The organism is Dechloromonas sp. A34 (assembly GCF_026261605.1).
Lineage (GTDB): Bacteria > Pseudomonadota > Gammaproteobacteria > Burkholderiales > Rhodocyclaceae > Azonexus.
Genome location: NZ_CP102486.1, coordinates 4,619,802 through 4,633,963, shown reverse-complemented (window position 1 = coordinate 4,633,963; position 14,162 = coordinate 4,619,802). Strand labels below are relative to the sequence as shown.

The window sequence follows — 14,162 nt, the reverse complement described above, 5'->3', positions numbered from 1 at the left end:
CTGCCATGAAACGACTGCTCAACACCGGTTTTGCCCTGTGCCTCTCCCTGGCAGCAGTCGTGGCCCAGGCCGGGGCGCTCGATGCCATTTCTGCCGGCGATGCCAGCGCCGGGGTCAAGGAGGCCCTGGCCAAGGGGGCCGACTATGCAGTGGCTTCGCTTGGCAAGGACAACGGCTTTCTCGGCAACAGCAAGGTCAAGATCCCGCTGCCCGGCTACCTGCAGAAGGCCGAAAAGGGCATGCGCATGTTCGGCATGGGCAAGCAGGCCGACGAACTGGTCAACACCATGAACCACGCCGCGGAGAATGCCGTAGCCGAGGCCAAGCCGATTCTCACCGATTCGATCAGGAAGATGAGCGTGCAGGACGCCAAGGGCATCCTGACCGGTGGCGAGGACAGCGTAACGCAGTATTTCAAGCGGACCTCGACCGAACAGCTGAGCCAGAAATTCACGCCGATCGTCAAGGCGGAGACCAAGAAGCTGCAACTGGCCGAGCAGTACAACAATTATGCCGGCAAGGCTGCCAGTGCCGGGCTGATCGACCAGAAGGACGCCGACATCGACAGCTACGTCACCCAGAAGGCCATGGACGGGCTGTTCCTGATGATCGCCGAGGAAGAGAAAAAGCTGCGCGCCAATCCGGTTGGCGCCGGCAGTGATCTGCTGAAAAAGGTCTTCGGCGCGCTGTAAATTAAAGCTGGCGGTGGATTTGGTCGTTGACGGACTCAGGAGTCCGTCACATGAAACTGAGCCGCCTCGAATCCACCACCCAGAACCACTCCCCGGAAGCGGTCGAGCGCGGACATCGGCTGGCCGGTGAGCGTATTCGCCGGGTCGAGGCCATGGAAGGCATCGAGGGCGATCGCCAGCGCAGCCTGCAACAGGAAATTGCCGAGGTCGATCCGAAGGCCATCGGTCCTTTCGCGGGGGCTGGTCATGTGCTCGAAGACGCCCGGGCCGTGGCCGCCGAGCTGACTCTGCTCGGCACCAGTGCCAGCGGGCTTCTCAAGCTGCGGGCCTTGAGCATCCCGGTCGAGTGGATCGACGATAAGGCCTGAGTCGGCTGGCCCTTGGGTTAAAATTCCGCTCCCAAAACCTACGCCCCGCTTGCCGGGGCGTCGCCATTCATGTCCGGCCTCAATCCCCAGCAACGCGAAGCAATCCATTACCTCGACGGCCCTTTGCTGGTGCTGGCGGGTGCCGGCTCGGGTAAGACGCGGGTGATCACCCAGAAAATAGCCTATTTGGTCCAGGATTGCGGCTTCCAGCCGCGCAACGTGGCGGCCATCACCTTCACCAACAAGGCGGCGAAGGAAATGCAGGAGCGGATCGGCAAGATTCTCGCCAAGCCGCTGGCCGACCAGCTGCAGATCTCGACCTTCCACTCGCTCGGCGTGCGCATCCTGCGCGAAGAGGCGAAGGCACTGGGCTACAAGCCACGCTTCTCGATTTTCGACTCGGCCGATTGCGCGGCGATCATCGGCGATGTCGCGCAAACGGTGGACAAGGGCACCCTGCGCCATCTGCAAGCGATCATCTCCAACTGGAAAAATGGGCTGGTGACGCCGGAAGCAGCGCGCCATCTAGCCGCCGACGAGCACCAAGTCCTCGCCGCCCATGCCTACCTGTCCTACGAGGCGACACTGAAAGCCTACCAGGCGGTCGATTTCGACGACCTGATCGGCCTGCCGGTGGTGCTGTTCCAGCAGCATCCGGAGATCGCCGACAAATGGCAGAACCGCCTGCGCTACCTGCTGGTCGATGAATACCAGGACACCAATGCCTGCCAGTACCAGTTGCTCAAGCTGCTGACCGGCGTCCGTGCCCAGTTCACGGCGGTCGGCGACGACGATCAGGCGATCTATGGCTGGCGCGGCGCCGATATCGAGAACCTGAAGAAGCTGCCGGCCGAGTTTCCGGCCCTCAAGGTCATCAAGCTCGAACAGAATTACCGCTCGACGGTGCGCATCCTGAAGGCGGCCAACAACGTCATCTCGCACAACGAGAAGCTGTTCGACAAGAAACTGTGGTCCGAGCTCGGTCATGGCGAGCAGATCACCGTTACCGCCTGCCGCGACAACGATGCCGAGGCCGAGGGCGTGGTCATGAAGCTGCAGGCGCACCGTTTCGAGCATCGCAGCAAGTTCAAGGATTACGCCATCCTCTATCGCTCGAACCACCAGGCGCGCGGCTTCGAGGAATACCTGCGCGACCACCGTATTCCCTACCTGCTGTCCGGCGGCAAGTCCTTCTTCGACAAGGCGGAAATCAAGGACATCATTTCCTACCTGCGCCTGCTGACCAACGAGGACGACGATCCGGCCTTCATCCGGGCGGCCACGACACCCAAGCGTGGCATCGGAGCGGCGACTCTGCAGGTGCTCGGCACTTATGCCGGTGAGCGCCATATCTCCCTGTTCCAGGCCGCCTTCGAGGAGGGTTTCGCCCAGCGCGTGCAGGCCCGCCAGCAGGAACCACTGCTCGAGTTCTGCCAGTTCATCAACCGCATTCAGGAGCGGGCCGTGCGCGAGCCGGCCCACCAGGTGCTGCCCGATCTGCTGAAAGCCATCGACTACGAGACCTTCCTCTACGACCACGAAGAGGAGCGCACGGCGCAGACGCGCTGGGGCAACGTCTGCGAGTTCGCCAATTGGCTGAACAAGAAGGGCGAACAGGATGGCAAGACGCTGATCGACCTGACCCAGAGCATTGCCCTGATCAACATGCTGGACAAGCAGAACGACGAGGAGGTCGATGCCGTCCAGCTGTCGACCCTGCATGCCGCCAAGGGCCTGGAGTACAAGCATGTCTTCCTGGTCGGGGTCGAGGAAGGCATCCTGCCCCATCGCGAATCGCTCGATCCGGCCAAGATCGAGGAGGAACGCCGGCTGATGTATGTCGGCATCACGCGCGCCCAGCACTCGCTGAACATCTCCTGGTGCGAGCGGCGAAAGCAGATGCGCGAGTTCATTCCCTGCGAACCGTCGCGTTTCATCGACGAAATGGGCCGCGAGGATATCCGCTTCGCCGGCGGCAAGCAGGACGGGCCGAGCGACAAGGCTACCGGCAGCGCCCGCCTTGATGCGATGAAGGCCATGCTGGCCGGCAACAAGCCTTAACGGCTTGGTCACACCGCGTTACAGCGGGTTACCTTCTCCATGACATCCGGGCAACAAGGGCCCGCGTTATTCGGCACAAGGCAGCGCAATTTCGCAAAGCCGGATGAAACACCGAATAAACCCGTTCAAGGAGAATCAAAATGACCAAGCAACTGATCGCCCTCGCCATCGCCGCTGCTTTTGGCATTGCCCATGCTGCCGACGTCAAGCCGGCCGAAGTCAAACCCGCTGCGGCGACGGTTGCGGCGACGGCCAAGGCCGAAGTGACGAAGACGGCCGAAGCACCGAAAGCCGAAGTCAAGACTTCGGAAGCCAAGCCGGCAGCTATTGCCGAAGTGAAGACGGATGCTGCGAAGCCGACCGAGAAGAAGGTCAAGAAGACCAAGAAGGCTGCCGAGCCGGTTGCCGCTGAAGCCGCCAAGGTTGAGGCTCCGAAGGCTTTGGAACCGGCAAAAAAATAATTCCCGCCAGGGAAATCAGCATCGGCCCTCCAAAAGCCGATCTGGCCGGGGCACCGACGAGGTGCCCTTTTTTATGTCCACGAAAAAGGGAGGCCGTGGCCTCCCTTGATTTACGTCGAGCGTGGCTTACTTGACCTTGCTCAGCATGTAGTCGACGGCGCCCTTGATTTCCTCGTCGGACAGGCTGGAGCCACCCTTCGGCGGCATGGCGTTCTTGCCGCCGATGGCACTCTTGTACAGCGCTTCCTTGCCGGTGGCCAGGCGCGGGGCCCAGGCGCCCTTGTCGTCGAGTTTCGGTGCGCCGGCAGCGCCGGTGTTGTGGCAGGCACCGCACACGGTGTTGAAGACGGTTGCGCCATCCTTCGGGGCTCCGCTGGTGGCCGGTGCCGCCTTGGCCAGTTCGAACTTGGCGACCGGTTGGATGCGGACTTCAGCCTCATCGTTGCCTCCTGCGGAATCGGCTGCCGAGGTGGTTTTCTTGACGGACAGCGGGAAGATGATGGCGATCAAGATGATCGCGACAATGATCGTTGCCCACATGATGCCCTTGGATGAGTGCTTCTCGGCCATGCTGATTTACCCCAATACGGAAAAATAAAAGTCCGAAATTATAACGGCTTGAGATAGATCAACGAGCAGGGCAAAAAAAACCCCGCCGGAGGCGGGGTTGGAAATTCTCGAAAGGGGGGATTTCGAGAGGAGGGGTTCAATGCACAACTGCAGTGTAGGTTTTTGCCTCGACCGGGTCTGTCGTCCTTTCGTAGCCTTGTGTAACAAAATGTGGCTGGCATGTTGCATTGCGGCATGACAAGTTGTCGCCGCTTGCCTACAGTGGTGAGGCCAAATCCAGCGGTGTTTCGGCGTTCAGCAGTTGTTCAACTTCTGAGCAACCGGAGTGCTTCGATTCTGTCTAAAAACGATACATTGCACACAAAAAGGCCGACTGGCGACAGTTTTCCGGTGGGCATGGATTTTGCGAAACTGACCGACCAGCAGAGGGTCGCTTCCAGCGACGCCTCTTTCGAAGGTAATCATTCATGGAGGAGACGCCATGCAGAAGTCGCTACACATCGATCCGGCCAAGTGCACCGGCTGTTTACAGTGCGAAATGGCTTGCTCATTCGAGCATACGGGCACGATCAACCCGTCGAAATCCCGTATCAAGGTTTTCAGTTTCGAGCATGAGGGGCGCAAGGTGCCCTATACCTGCACCCAGTGTTCCGATGCCTGGTGTATGAACTCCTGCCCGGTCGAAGCGATCGTCATCGACGCCGCCACCGGGGCCAAGGTGGTCAAGGAAGCGATCTGTGTTGGCTGCAAGGTGTGCACCATCGCCTGCCCGTTCGGCACGGTCAATTACATGGCCGATGTTGGCAAGGTCCAGAAATGCGACCTCTGCGCTGGCGATCCGAAATGCGTCAGCGCCTGCCCGACCGCCGCCATCACCTATGTCGACGCCGACTGGACCGGCCTGGAGCGCATGCGCGCCTGGGCCGCGAAGGCGAACACTTCGGCCGTTGCCGCTTAAGGAGGAAAAGAATATGGGTTGGAATCGTAAAGTCCTGCGCGTCAATCTCACCGCCGGCACCTGCACTCCCGAACCGCTGAACATGGCCTGGGCCAATGATTTCCTGGGCTCGCGCGGCCTCGGTACCAAATATCTGTGCGAAGAAATCGACCCGAAGGTCGATCCCTTGTCGCCCGACAACAAGCTGATCATGGCGACCGGCCCGTTGACCGGCACCATGGCGTCGACCGGTGGTCGTTATACGGTAATCACCAAGGGGCCGCTGACCGGCGCGATCGCCTGTTCCAATTCGGGCGGCTTCTTTGGCGCCGAGATGAAATTCGCCGGTTGGGACATGATCATTTTCGAAGGCAGGTCGCCGAAGCCGGTCTATCTGTTCGTCGAGAACGATGTGGCCGAACTGCGCGATGCCGCGCATCTGTGGGGCAAGACCACCTGGGTTACCGAAGAGACGATCAAGAAGCTGCATCAGGACCCGCAGATTCGCGTCTCCTCGATCGGCCGCTCGGGCGAGAACGGCGTGCTGTTCTCCTGCGTGGTCAATGACCTGCACCGCGCCGCCGGCCGTTCCGGGGTGGGCGCCGTGATGGGCTCGAAGAACCTCAAGGCGGTGGCCATCCGCGGCACCAAGGGAGTTTCCGGCATCAAGGACTTCCCGGGCTTCCTCGCCGCCACCCAGGCGGCCAAGAAGGTGCTGGCCGATAACGCGGTGACCGGCCAGGGCCTGCCCAAGTACGGTACCCAAGTGCTGATGAACGTGATCAACGAAATTGGCGCCCTGCCGACGCGCAATCACCGTGACGTGCAATTCGAAGAAGCCGGTCAGATCTCGGCCGAAGCCATGCACGAGAAGCGCCCGACCGATGGCAAGGCGCACCTGCTGACCAATGCCGCCTGTTTCGGCTGCACGATCGCCTGCGGACGGATTTCGCAACTCGATCAGGGCCACTTCACGGTGGTCAACAAGCCCGAATACTGGGGTGCATCGGGCGGGTTGGAATACGAATCGGCGTGGTCGCTCGGCGCTTCGAACGGGGTCGGCGATCTCGAAGCCCTGCAGTACGCCAACATGGTCTGTAACGAAGACGGCTTCGACCCGATCACCTTCGGCGCCACCGTCTCGGCAATCATGGAGCTCTACGAGATGGGCGTCCTGACCAAGGAACAGATCGGCATCGAAGCGCCCTTCGGTTCGGCCAAGGCGCTGGCCTATCTGGCCGAAATCACGGCCCGTGGCGAAGGCTTTGGCAAGGAAGTCGGGCTCGGCTCGAAGCGCCTGGCCGCCAAGTATGGTCACCCCGAGCTGTCGATGAGCGTCAAGGGCCTGGAATTCCCCGCCTACGACGGGCGTGCCATTCAGGGTATGGGTCTCAATTATGCGACCTCGAACCGCGGTGCCTGCCATGTGCGCGGCTATACCGTGGCCTCCGAAGTGCTCGGCATTCCGGTCAAGACCGATCCGCTGGTCACCGAAGGCAAGCCTGGCCTGGTCAAGGCTTTCCAGGATGCGACGACGATTTTCGATTCGGCCGGGGTTTGCCTCTTTACCTCCTTCGCCTGGACGGTGGCCGATGTGCAACCCCAGTTGCAGGCCGCCTGCGAAGGCGACTGGTCGATGGAGAAGCTGACCCTGGTCGGCGAGCGAATCTGGAACCTCGAACGTCAATTCAACTTGAAGGCCGGTTTCACCAAGAAGGACGACGACCTGCCGCCACGTCTGAAGACCGAGGCGGCCAAGACCGGTCCCGCCAAGGGCCTGGTCAGCGGCGTCGAAAAGATGCTGCCGGAGTATTACGAGCTGCGCGGCTGGAATGCCGAAGGCGTGCCCGAGACGGCGACGCTGGAGCGTCTGGGCCTCTAAGGGGGCCAGACGCTGCTTGACGAGCGGGGTGGCGGTGCTGCCCCGTTTTTTCTTGATCAAGCCGGAACCCGCGCTGCAGCCAACTGACCAATCAAGAAGGAGACCGCCCAACATGAAACACATCATCCTCGGCAATGGCCCGGCCGGCGTCGTTGCCGCCGAAACGCTGCGCAAGGCGGCGCCCGACGACGAGATCCTGCTCATCGGCAACGAAGCCGAACCGCCGTATTCCCGGATGGCCATTCCTTACCTGCTCGAAGGCAACATCGACGAAGCGGGCACTTACTTGCGCAAATCGGGCGATCATTTCGAAAAGATGGGCATACGCCAGCATCGGGGTCGGGCCGTCGCCCTGAACACCGAGAAACGCACGCTGCTGTTCGACGACGGCCATTTCGAGAATTTCGACCGCTTGCTGATCGCCACCGGTTCGCATCCAGTGCGGCCACCAATCCCCGGCATCGACCTACCGGAAGTGCAGACCTGCTGGACGCTGGCCGACGCCCGCGCGATCGCGCAGATGGCGAAACCCGGTTCGCGCGTGCTGCAACTGGGGGCCGGCTTCATCGGCTGCATCATCATGGAAGCCTTGGTCAATCGCGGGGTCAGCCTGACCGTCGTCGAAATGGGGGACCGCATGGTGCCGCGCATGATGACGCCGGAGGCCGGCAGCATGATCAAGCGCTGGGTCGAGCGCCAGGGCGTCAAGGTGGTGACCAAGGCCGGAGTCGAGTTCATCGAGAAGGGCAAGAATTCGCCGCTGACCGTCGCGCTATCGACCGGTGAGCATATCGACTGCGATCTGCTGATCGTCGCGGCCGGCGTTGCACCGAATGCCGCTTTCCTCGAAGGTACATCGATCCATGTCGCCAAGGGCGTGCTGGTCGACGATTCAATGCAGACCTCGGTACCCGGCATCTATGCCGCCGGCGATGTCGCCGAGGCGCCCGACCTTTTCTCCGGCCGTCACCTGGTGGCCGCCATCCAGCCCAACGCCGCCGACCAGGCGCGCATCGCGGCCCTCAACATGGCCGGTCAGGCGGCGCGGATGAAGGGCGTGTTGGCGATCAACGTGCTCGATTCGATGGGGATGATTTCCTCTTCCTTCGGTGAGTGGCAGGGGGTGGCCGGCGGTGACGGCGTCGAACAGGCCGATGAAAGCCGTGGCCGCTACCTCAGCCTGCAGTTCCAGGAAGACGTGCTGGTCGGCGCGACGGCGATCGGCTGGACCGAGCACATCGGCGTGCTGCGCGGCCTGATCCAGGCCAAGACCCGTCTCGGAGCGTGGAAGGATAAGCTGCTGGCAGCGCCGACCCGCTTCGTCGAAGCCTATGTCGCCTGTCAGCGCTCGCCCGGTTGATGCCATGCAGGTCACGCTGAAGTTCTATGCCACGCTGGCCGATTACCTGCCGGCGGGGAGCAAGAATAACCGGGTCAATATCGAGGTCGCCGATCAGGCCACGATCAGCGCCGTCATCCAGCCCTATGCCCTGCCGCCCAAACTGACGCATCTGGTACTGGTCAATGGCGTTTTTGTACCACCGGACGAGCGGGCGACGACCTGTCTGCAGGAGGGCGATGTGCTGGCCATCTGGCCGCCAATTGCGGGTGGCTGAAGGGCCGTTTCCGTGGAGTGGCCAGCGCGTCCGGCAGATGAACAGCACGCCGGACGAGTTCCGGCGGGCGTTGGTCCAAGCCTTTGGCGATACCGTCAGCGCGACTGCCGAGGGCGTGATGCTGTCAGCCGATGGTGTGCGCCTGCACTTTGCCTTGACCAGCCAACGGCCGACGCAAATTGGTGCACTGCAAATAGCCCACCTGCACGTTGAAATCAGCGTGCAACACGGTGACGAAGCCACCGCCTGGGAACTGCTGGCGCGGGTCGACCGGGCAACCCAGCGCGGGGGCGGTTAGTACTCGATCTTGCAGATCACGACGGCGCTGGTCGGGACCTGATAGTCCGCTGCCAGCTGCGATTTGGCCATGTCTTCGATGGCCTGGCCTTCGCTGGCGACGAAACGACGCGCACCGGCGAAATCCTGCGGCAGACCGGCGCGGTCCTGGGTGAGGCGATAGTGAACTTTGACGTTCATTGCTGTTAACCTTTTATGTCTGTATGTGAATCCTGCAGGCGAATTCTAGGCAGGAATTGACGCGCCGCAATAAGGGGTTTCCACAGGTTGGGGATTGAAAATATCCCCAGTGGCCAGCGTGAATGGCGATAATGGCCGCCATTTTTCGACACCCCGGGGCAATGCGGCATGAAGGTCATCGGTTTTGCCGGCTGGTCCGGCAGCGGTAAAACGACATTGGTCGAGCGGGTCATCACTTTGCTCGAAGCACGTGGGCTTGCGGTTTCGCTGATCAAGCACGCACATCACGAGTTCGATATCGACTACGCGGGCAAGGATTCCTACCGCCACCGCCATGCCGGCTGCCGTGAGGTTCTGGTGACTTCGCTCAATCGCTGGGCGGTGATGCACGAACTGCGCGGCCGCCCTGAACTGAATCTGAGCGAGGCGCTGGCCCAGTTGTCACCCTGCGATCTGGTGCTGGTCGAGGGCTTCAAGCACGAACCGATTCCCAAAATTGAAATCTACCGGGCTGCCATCGACAAGCCCCAGCTGTTCCCGAACGACCCGCATGTCATTGCCGTGGCCAGCGATGCACCGCTCGCCACGACGCTGCCGCAGCTCGATATCAACGATCCGGGCGCGGTCGCTGCCTTTATCGTCGCCTGGTTCGAACTGCGCTGAACGGAGCTAATCGGCACCTCAAGCGCGGGCAAAGGCGCTGACGTCCACGGCGTCGAGCTGTTCCGGCCGCATGAAGCGCTCGCCGTACTGGCGCCAGATGCGGGCGTGCAGGAAGAGCTCGAACAGCTCGCCATCGATGTGCGCCGCGTCGCGCATCCGGGCCATGATGGTGAGCGCCTCGGATAACGTCTTCCCCTTCTTGTAGGGCCGGTCGACGGCGGTCAGCGCCTCGAAGATGTCGGCGATCGCCATCATCCGCGCCACCGGGCCCATCTGCTCGCGCACCAGGCGGCGCGGATAGCCGGTGCCATCCATTTTCTCGTGATGGCAGGCGGCGATTTCAGGTACCTCGCGCAGGTGCTTCGGAAAGGGCAGCGCGCTGAGCATGATGAAGGTCTGCACGATGTGCTCGTTGATCTTGTAGCGTTCCTCTTCCGCCAGCGTGCCGCGGGCGACCGCCAGGTTGTAGAGCTCGCCCTTGTTGTAGAGCAGTTCGGGCACTGGCATGCGGAAGCCCCAACGATTGTCGGGTGGCATGCGGTCCTGCGAGCGGCGCTCGAAGCGGTGTTCCGGGCGGTCGGCGAGCAGCGACTCGGTCGCCGGCAGCGCGGCTGGCGGCGTCCGTGCCTTGCGTTCCTGCTCCTCGTGCGAAATGCCGATCCGGTCGTCGAGGGTGCGCTGCCAGGTGCGGGCGGCAATCGCAGCCAGGCGGTCGAGTTTCTCCGGTGCCATGAACTCGCCGCCTTCGTTGCATTCGGCGATGAAGGCGAAGTCGTCGTCGAGTTGATGCCATTCGGCCTGCAGCCGGGCTTGCGCCTCGGTTTCCGGCTGGCCGTCCGAGATCGCCTTCAGGCACGCGATCTCGGCGTCGCGCTTGAGCACCTCGAAGCGCATCCGCACTTCGTGAATGCGGTCGTAGAGCGTTTCCAGCTTGGTCGCCTTGTCCACCACGTATTCCGGCGTCGTCACCTTGCCGCAGTCGTGCAGCCAGGCCGCGACATGCACCGCTTCCCAGCCCGCCTCGTCGAGGCGGAAATCGGCGAAGGGACCGCTGTCGACGTCGCAGGCGGCACGGGCCAGCATCTTGGTCAGTTCGGGCACCCGCGCGCAGTGACCGCCGGTATACGGGCTCTTGGCGTCGATGGCCCCGGCGATCAGCTGGATCATGGCCTCGAACAGGGCTTTCTGTGCATGGATCAGTTCCTTGTTTTCGAGCGACACGGCGGCCGAGCCGGAGAGCGCTTCGATGAAACTGAGGTGAGCCTTGTCCGATTCCTGCTGGCCGAGCAGCAGCATGGCGCCGACCAGCGTGTCCTGGCGATTGAGCAGCGGCACGGCGATCGCGTGGCTGGCACGGCTCGCCTGCACGGCCTTGTGCATCCCGAGAGCGTCAGCGTCGGCTGGCGCCAGCAGACCGCTGCGCGCCGCGCCGGCAGCCAGGGCGCTACCGAGTAGCGGGCCGGCATTGGCCACGGCGATGTTCTCCGGGCTGCCGGGCAGGGGCGAGGCATCGGCGAACAACGCCGCCGCCGGAATCAGCCGGTCCTGGTCGGCGAGATAGAGGATGCCGGCGTCGGCGCCGGCCGCGGAGAGCGTCTCGGTCAGCAGCCGGGGCAGCAGGCGGTCGAAATTGTTTTCGCCGGCAACGGCCTGGCTGATGTCGAGGAAGCGGCGAATTGTCCGCTTCATGCCGTCCATCGTCGTCGCCAGTTCGTTGATCTCGCGGACCAGCGAGTGGACCGTGATCGGCTGCGAAAAATCGAAATGGCGGATGGCCTCTGCTTCGCCGGCCAGCTTGCGCAGCGGACCGGCGATGGCGCGGGCCAGCCCCCAGGTCGCCGGGATGGCGAGCAGAATGACGAGAGCGATGGCGAGCAGCGCGTTGTGCAGCAGGCGATTGGCGGCCGTCATCAGTTCGCTGTCGGGAATCCCGGTGATCAGGTAGAGAGCGTCGGCACCCTCCAGCTTCACGGGCTGGATCGAGGTATGCCATATCTCGTTACCGACGCTCAGCGAGCGCAAGCTCGCCGACTCCGCGGCGCTGCCGGCGAGCTGTCCGGCAACTGCGCCGAAGACCGGCGACAGCTCGCCGATTCCGGCCTGGATCGGCTGGCCGTTGGGCTCCCTGGGCAGGCGGATGCCTTTGGTCGCATCCGGGTAGGCGACGGTCTGGCCGGCCCGGTTGGCGAGCACGATTTGCGAGCCGGGTGTCGGGCGTTGCCCGGCCAGCAACTCGTTGAGCGTCGCCAGGCGGATGTCGGCGCCGACCACCACCGCCTCGCCGCGGCTGGAACGACTGGCGATGGTCATCCCGACCTGGCGGGTGCTGAAAAAGACGTATGGCGGCGTCTTGATCTGGCCGCCGGCGGCCAGCGCCGCCTGGTACCAGCCGCGCTGGCGCGGGTCGTAGCCGGCCGCGTAAGCGGGCTGCTCGTCGACCCGCAGCGTTTTCAAGGCGGCGTCGAGAAAAAGGTAGCGGCCGCGGATCTGACCCGCCGAGCGGTCGATGCTCTGGACGAGATAGGCGGTCTGCTCGGGCGCATTGAAGAACTGCCGGTCGCCCGCGTCCTGTATCCGGCGCAACAGGAAGAAATCGCCATTGCCATAGCCGACATAAAGGCCGGTCAGCGCCTCGGAATCGGTCAAGGCTTCGCGCATCAGGCCGAGGTCGGCCAGGCGCTGGTCGAGCGTGGTGGCGAGCGTGATGCCGCTATGGCTGAGCAGGCGAGTGGCCATTTCGGCCGGCCCGATCAGGCTCGTGAAGGCGCTTTCGGCGTCCTTGCCGATGCGGGCGTTGATCTCGCTGGCCGTGCTCTTCAGGATGCTGCTGGCAACCGAGTGGCCGAGCCAGCCGATGAAACCGCCGATCACCAGGATCAGGATGATGAACAGCGTCGAGATATGGACGTGGAGCGGGAAGCGGCGGGTCATGGCGAGGCTCGGCAACGAGGCGGTGCAGCCATCTTAGCCCGATCGCCGGGCGCCGTCAGGGTCCGGGAGGCGTTGCCTCGAAGCGTCCGAGTTCCTCGCGGGTGTTGATGTTCTCGAAAGCCTCGGCCTCGTCGTCAAACGCCACTTCAACAATGTTCAGCGTCGAGTACCAGCGGTCGATCTTGCGCCCGCCGCTGGCCAGGAATTCGGTCAGGTGCGGCAGGACTTCGCGCCGGCACAAGCAGAACACCGGGTGCGGCTGGTCGAAAGTGCGGGCGACCGCGAGATCAGCCTTTTCTGCCGTCAACGCGGCAAACAGGCGGGAAATCAGGTCGGCCGGCAGGAAGGGCGAATCGCAGGGGGCGGTGGCGACCAGCGGATGCGTTGCTGCCGACAGCGCGGCATGCAGCCCGGCCAGCGGGCCGGCGAAATCGGGAATCTGGTCGGGCACGACGCGATGGCCGAAGGCGGCATAACGCTCGCCGTTCTGGTTGGCGTTGATCAGCAGTTCATCGACCTGCGGCGCCAGCCGTTCGACGACCCAATGCACCATCGGCCGGCCGCGCAATTCCTGCAGGCCCTTGTCGATGCCGCCCATGCGGCGGCCGAGGCCGCCGGCCAGAATGACGCCCGTGATTTTTTCGCTCATCGCTTGAACCGCTCCTCGCCGGTGAATAGCAGGTAATGCTTGCCCTGGGCGCGGCCGATCATCGTCATGCCGAGCTTCCTGGCGATTTCCCAGCCCATCTGCGTCAGGCCGGAGCGCGACACCAGGAAAGGGATGCCCATCTGGGCCGTCTTGATGACCATTTCCGAGGTCAGGCGGCCGGTCGTGTAGAAAATCTTGTCGCCACCGGCGAGGCTGTCCAGCCACATCTTGCCGGCGATGGCATCGACTGCGTTGTGACGGCCGACATCCTCGACGAACATCAGGATTTCGCTGCCCTGGGCCAGCGCGCAGCCGTGCACCGCGCCGGCCTGCTTGTAGATCGATTCGTGATGACGGACCGATTCCAGCAGGCCGTACAGGGTTTCTTCGGAAAGGCTGGCGGCGGGCGGCAGCCGGATGTCGTCGATTTCTGCCATCAGGTCGCCGAAGACCGTGCCCTGGCCGCAGCCGGTGGTCACCGTGCGTTTTTCGACGCGGCTGGCGGCGATGCCGCGGCCGTGGCGGGTGGTCACGGAAACCGCATCGACCTTCCAGTCGACCTGGACGGCGGCGATTTCATCGAGACCGCCGATCAGCCGCTGGTTACGCAGGTAGCCCAGGGCCAGCGCTTCCGGCGCGGCGCCGAGCGTCATCAGCGTGACAATTTCCTGCTTGTCGACATAGAGCGTCAGCGGGTGTTCGCCGGCAATGGCGGTCGGCACGATTTCGCCGCGCTCGTTGATGGCGTCGATCTCAAAAGTCAGCGGCCGGCTGGCCTGAGTCAGTTGGGGGCGGTTCATCGGCCGGATTCTACACGCGGCCAAACTTCGGCTATGCTGAAAAAACAGATTTCCC

At 63.1% G+C, this 14,162-nt stretch carries 15 protein-coding genes; 10 read left to right on the top strand and 5 right to left on the bottom strand.

Annotated elements, in window-relative coordinates; all coding sequences use genetic code 11:
• Positions 1–5: 5 nt before the first annotated feature.
• From NQE15_RS23080 to NQE15_RS23065, 4 genes are all read left to right on the top strand, one after another.
• A complete protein-coding gene (locus NQE15_RS23080; RefSeq protein ID WP_265945168.1) occupies positions 6–692 on the top strand; it encodes a DUF4197 domain-containing protein in 687 nt (228 codons plus the stop codon).
• A 50-nt stretch (positions 693–742) separates the two neighbouring features.
• Positions 743–1,060 (top strand): hypothetical protein, encoded by a 318-nt coding sequence (locus NQE15_RS23075; RefSeq protein WP_265945166.1) that lies wholly within the window; start codon positions 743–745, stop codon positions 1,058–1,060.
• Between the two features lie 69 nt (positions 1,061–1,129).
• Positions 1,130–3,121: a UvrD-helicase domain-containing protein gene (locus NQE15_RS23070; RefSeq protein WP_265945164.1), complete on the top strand. Its 1,992-nt coding sequence runs from the start codon at positions 1,130–1,132 to the stop codon at positions 3,119–3,121.
• A 140-nt stretch (positions 3,122–3,261) separates the two neighbouring features.
• A complete protein-coding gene (locus NQE15_RS23065; protein ID WP_265945162.1) occupies positions 3,262–3,582 on the top strand; it encodes a hypothetical protein in 321 nt (106 codons plus the stop codon).
• A 126-nt stretch (positions 3,583–3,708) separates the two neighbouring features.
• On the opposite strand, the gene NQE15_RS23060 is transcribed toward NQE15_RS23065, so the two are convergent.
• Positions 3,709–4,152 (bottom strand): c-type cytochrome, encoded by a 444-nt coding sequence (locus NQE15_RS23060; RefSeq protein WP_265945160.1) that lies wholly within the window; start codon positions 4,150–4,152, stop codon positions 3,709–3,711.
• 481 nt (positions 4,153–4,633) lie between these two features.
• On the opposite strand from NQE15_RS23060, the gene NQE15_RS23055 reads away from it, so the two are divergent.
• The 5 genes from NQE15_RS23055 (at position 4,634) to NQE15_RS23035 (ending at position 8,885) form a co-directional block, all read left to right on the top strand.
• Entirely contained in the window at positions 4,634–5,110 is a 477-nt protein-coding gene (locus tag NQE15_RS23055; RefSeq protein WP_265945158.1) for a 4Fe-4S dicluster domain-containing protein, read from the top strand.
• Between the two features lie 13 nt (positions 5,111–5,123).
• Complete coding sequence (locus tag NQE15_RS23050; RefSeq protein WP_265945156.1) at positions 5,124–6,971, top strand: aldehyde ferredoxin oxidoreductase family protein; 1,848 nt, start codon at positions 5,124–5,126, stop codon at positions 6,969–6,971.
• A 112-nt stretch (positions 6,972–7,083) separates the two neighbouring features.
• Positions 7,084–8,331 carry an NAD(P)/FAD-dependent oxidoreductase gene (locus NQE15_RS23045; RefSeq protein WP_265945154.1) on the top strand — a complete coding sequence of 416 codons (1,248 nt, stop codon included), beginning with the start codon at positions 7,084–7,086 and terminating at the stop codon, positions 8,329–8,331.
• A 4-nt stretch (positions 8,332–8,335) separates the two neighbouring features.
• Complete coding sequence (gene thiS / locus NQE15_RS23040) at positions 8,336–8,587, top strand: sulfur carrier protein ThiS (protein ID WP_265945153.1); 252 nt, start codon at positions 8,336–8,338, stop codon at positions 8,585–8,587.
• Positions 8,550–8,885: a hypothetical protein gene (locus tag NQE15_RS23035; protein WP_265945150.1), complete on the top strand. Its 336-nt coding sequence runs from the start codon at positions 8,550–8,552 to the stop codon at positions 8,883–8,885. The genes thiS and NQE15_RS23035 overlap by 38 nt, the downstream gene beginning before the upstream one ends.
• Here NQE15_RS23035 and NQE15_RS23030 read toward each other — a convergent pair.
• Positions 8,882–9,064: a hypothetical protein gene (locus tag NQE15_RS23030; RefSeq protein ID WP_265945148.1), complete on the bottom strand. Its 183-nt coding sequence runs from the start codon at positions 9,062–9,064 to the stop codon at positions 8,882–8,884. The genes NQE15_RS23035 and NQE15_RS23030 overlap by 4 nt on opposite strands.
• 168 nt (positions 9,065–9,232) lie before the next feature.
• Here NQE15_RS23030 and mobB point away from each other — a divergent pair, with 168 nt between their 5' ends.
• On the top strand, positions 9,233–9,727 hold the full coding sequence (mobB, locus tag NQE15_RS23025; RefSeq protein WP_265945146.1) for a molybdopterin-guanine dinucleotide biosynthesis protein B: 495 nt from the start codon (positions 9,233–9,235) through the stop codon (positions 9,725–9,727).
• Positions 9,728–9,745: 18 nt separating this feature from the next.
• On the opposite strand, the gene NQE15_RS23020 is transcribed toward mobB, so the two are convergent.
• Genes NQE15_RS23020 through NQE15_RS23010 form a run of 3 tightly spaced genes read right to left on the bottom strand, consistent with a single transcriptional unit; the run spans position 9,746 to position 14,107 of the window.
• Positions 9,746–12,658 (bottom strand): HD domain-containing phosphohydrolase, encoded by a 2,913-nt coding sequence (locus NQE15_RS23020; RefSeq protein WP_265945144.1) that lies wholly within the window; start codon positions 12,656–12,658, stop codon positions 9,746–9,748.
• A gap of 55 nt (positions 12,659–12,713) precedes the next feature.
• Entirely contained in the window at positions 12,714–13,307 is a 594-nt protein-coding gene (gene mobA / locus NQE15_RS23015; protein ID WP_265945142.1) for a molybdenum cofactor guanylyltransferase MobA, read from the bottom strand.
• Positions 13,304–14,107, bottom strand: coding sequence for a formate dehydrogenase accessory sulfurtransferase FdhD (locus NQE15_RS23010; RefSeq protein WP_265945140.1), 804 nt, complete (start codon positions 14,105–14,107; stop codon positions 13,304–13,306). The genes mobA and NQE15_RS23010 overlap by 4 nt, the downstream gene beginning before the upstream one ends.
• Between the last annotated feature and the right edge of the window lie 55 nt (positions 14,108–14,162).

Excerpts from the sequence above, each read along its gene's own strand:
- NQE15_RS23045 (WP_265945154.1), top strand. The coding sequence starts at position 7,084 with ATGAAACACATCATCCTCGGCAATGGCCCGGCCGGCGTCGTTGCCGCC.
- thiS (WP_265945153.1), top strand. The coding sequence starts at position 8,336 with ATGCAGGTCACGCTGAAGTTCTATGCCACGCTGGCCGATTACCTGCCG.
- NQE15_RS23060 (WP_265945160.1), bottom strand. The coding sequence starts at position 4,152 with ATGGCCGAGAAGCACTCATCCAAGGGCATCATGTGGGCAACGATCATT.
- NQE15_RS23010 (WP_265945140.1), bottom strand. The coding sequence starts at position 14,107 with ATGAACCGCCCCCAACTGACTCAGGCCAGCCGGCCGCTGACTTTTGAG.
- NQE15_RS23050 (WP_265945156.1), top strand. The coding sequence starts at position 5,124 with ATGGGTTGGAATCGTAAAGTCCTGCGCGTCAATCTCACCGCCGGCACC.
- NQE15_RS23030 (WP_265945148.1), bottom strand. The coding sequence starts at position 9,064 with ATGAACGTCAAAGTTCACTATCGCCTCACCCAGGACCGCGCCGGTCTG.
- NQE15_RS23070 (WP_265945164.1), top strand. The coding sequence starts at position 1,130 with ATGTCCGGCCTCAATCCCCAGCAACGCGAAGCAATCCATTACCTCGAC.
- NQE15_RS23020 (WP_265945144.1), bottom strand. The coding sequence starts at position 12,658 with ATGACCCGCCGCTTCCCGCTCCACGTCCATATCTCGACGCTGTTCATC.
- NQE15_RS23035 (WP_265945150.1), top strand. The coding sequence starts at position 8,550 with ATGTGCTGGCCATCTGGCCGCCAATTGCGGGTGGCTGAAGGGCCGTTT.
- NQE15_RS23080 (WP_265945168.1), top strand. The coding sequence starts at position 6 with ATGAAACGACTGCTCAACACCGGTTTTGCCCTGTGCCTCTCCCTGGCA.
- NQE15_RS23055 (WP_265945158.1), top strand. The coding sequence starts at position 4,634 with ATGCAGAAGTCGCTACACATCGATCCGGCCAAGTGCACCGGCTGTTTA.
- mobA (WP_265945142.1), bottom strand. The coding sequence starts at position 13,307 with ATGAGCGAAAAAATCACGGGCGTCATTCTGGCCGGCGGCCTCGGCCGC.
- NQE15_RS23065 (WP_265945162.1), top strand. The coding sequence starts at position 3,262 with ATGACCAAGCAACTGATCGCCCTCGCCATCGCCGCTGCTTTTGGCATT.
- NQE15_RS23075 (WP_265945166.1), top strand. The coding sequence starts at position 743 with ATGAAACTGAGCCGCCTCGAATCCACCACCCAGAACCACTCCCCGGAA.
- mobB (WP_265945146.1), top strand. The coding sequence starts at position 9,233 with ATGAAGGTCATCGGTTTTGCCGGCTGGTCCGGCAGCGGTAAAACGACA.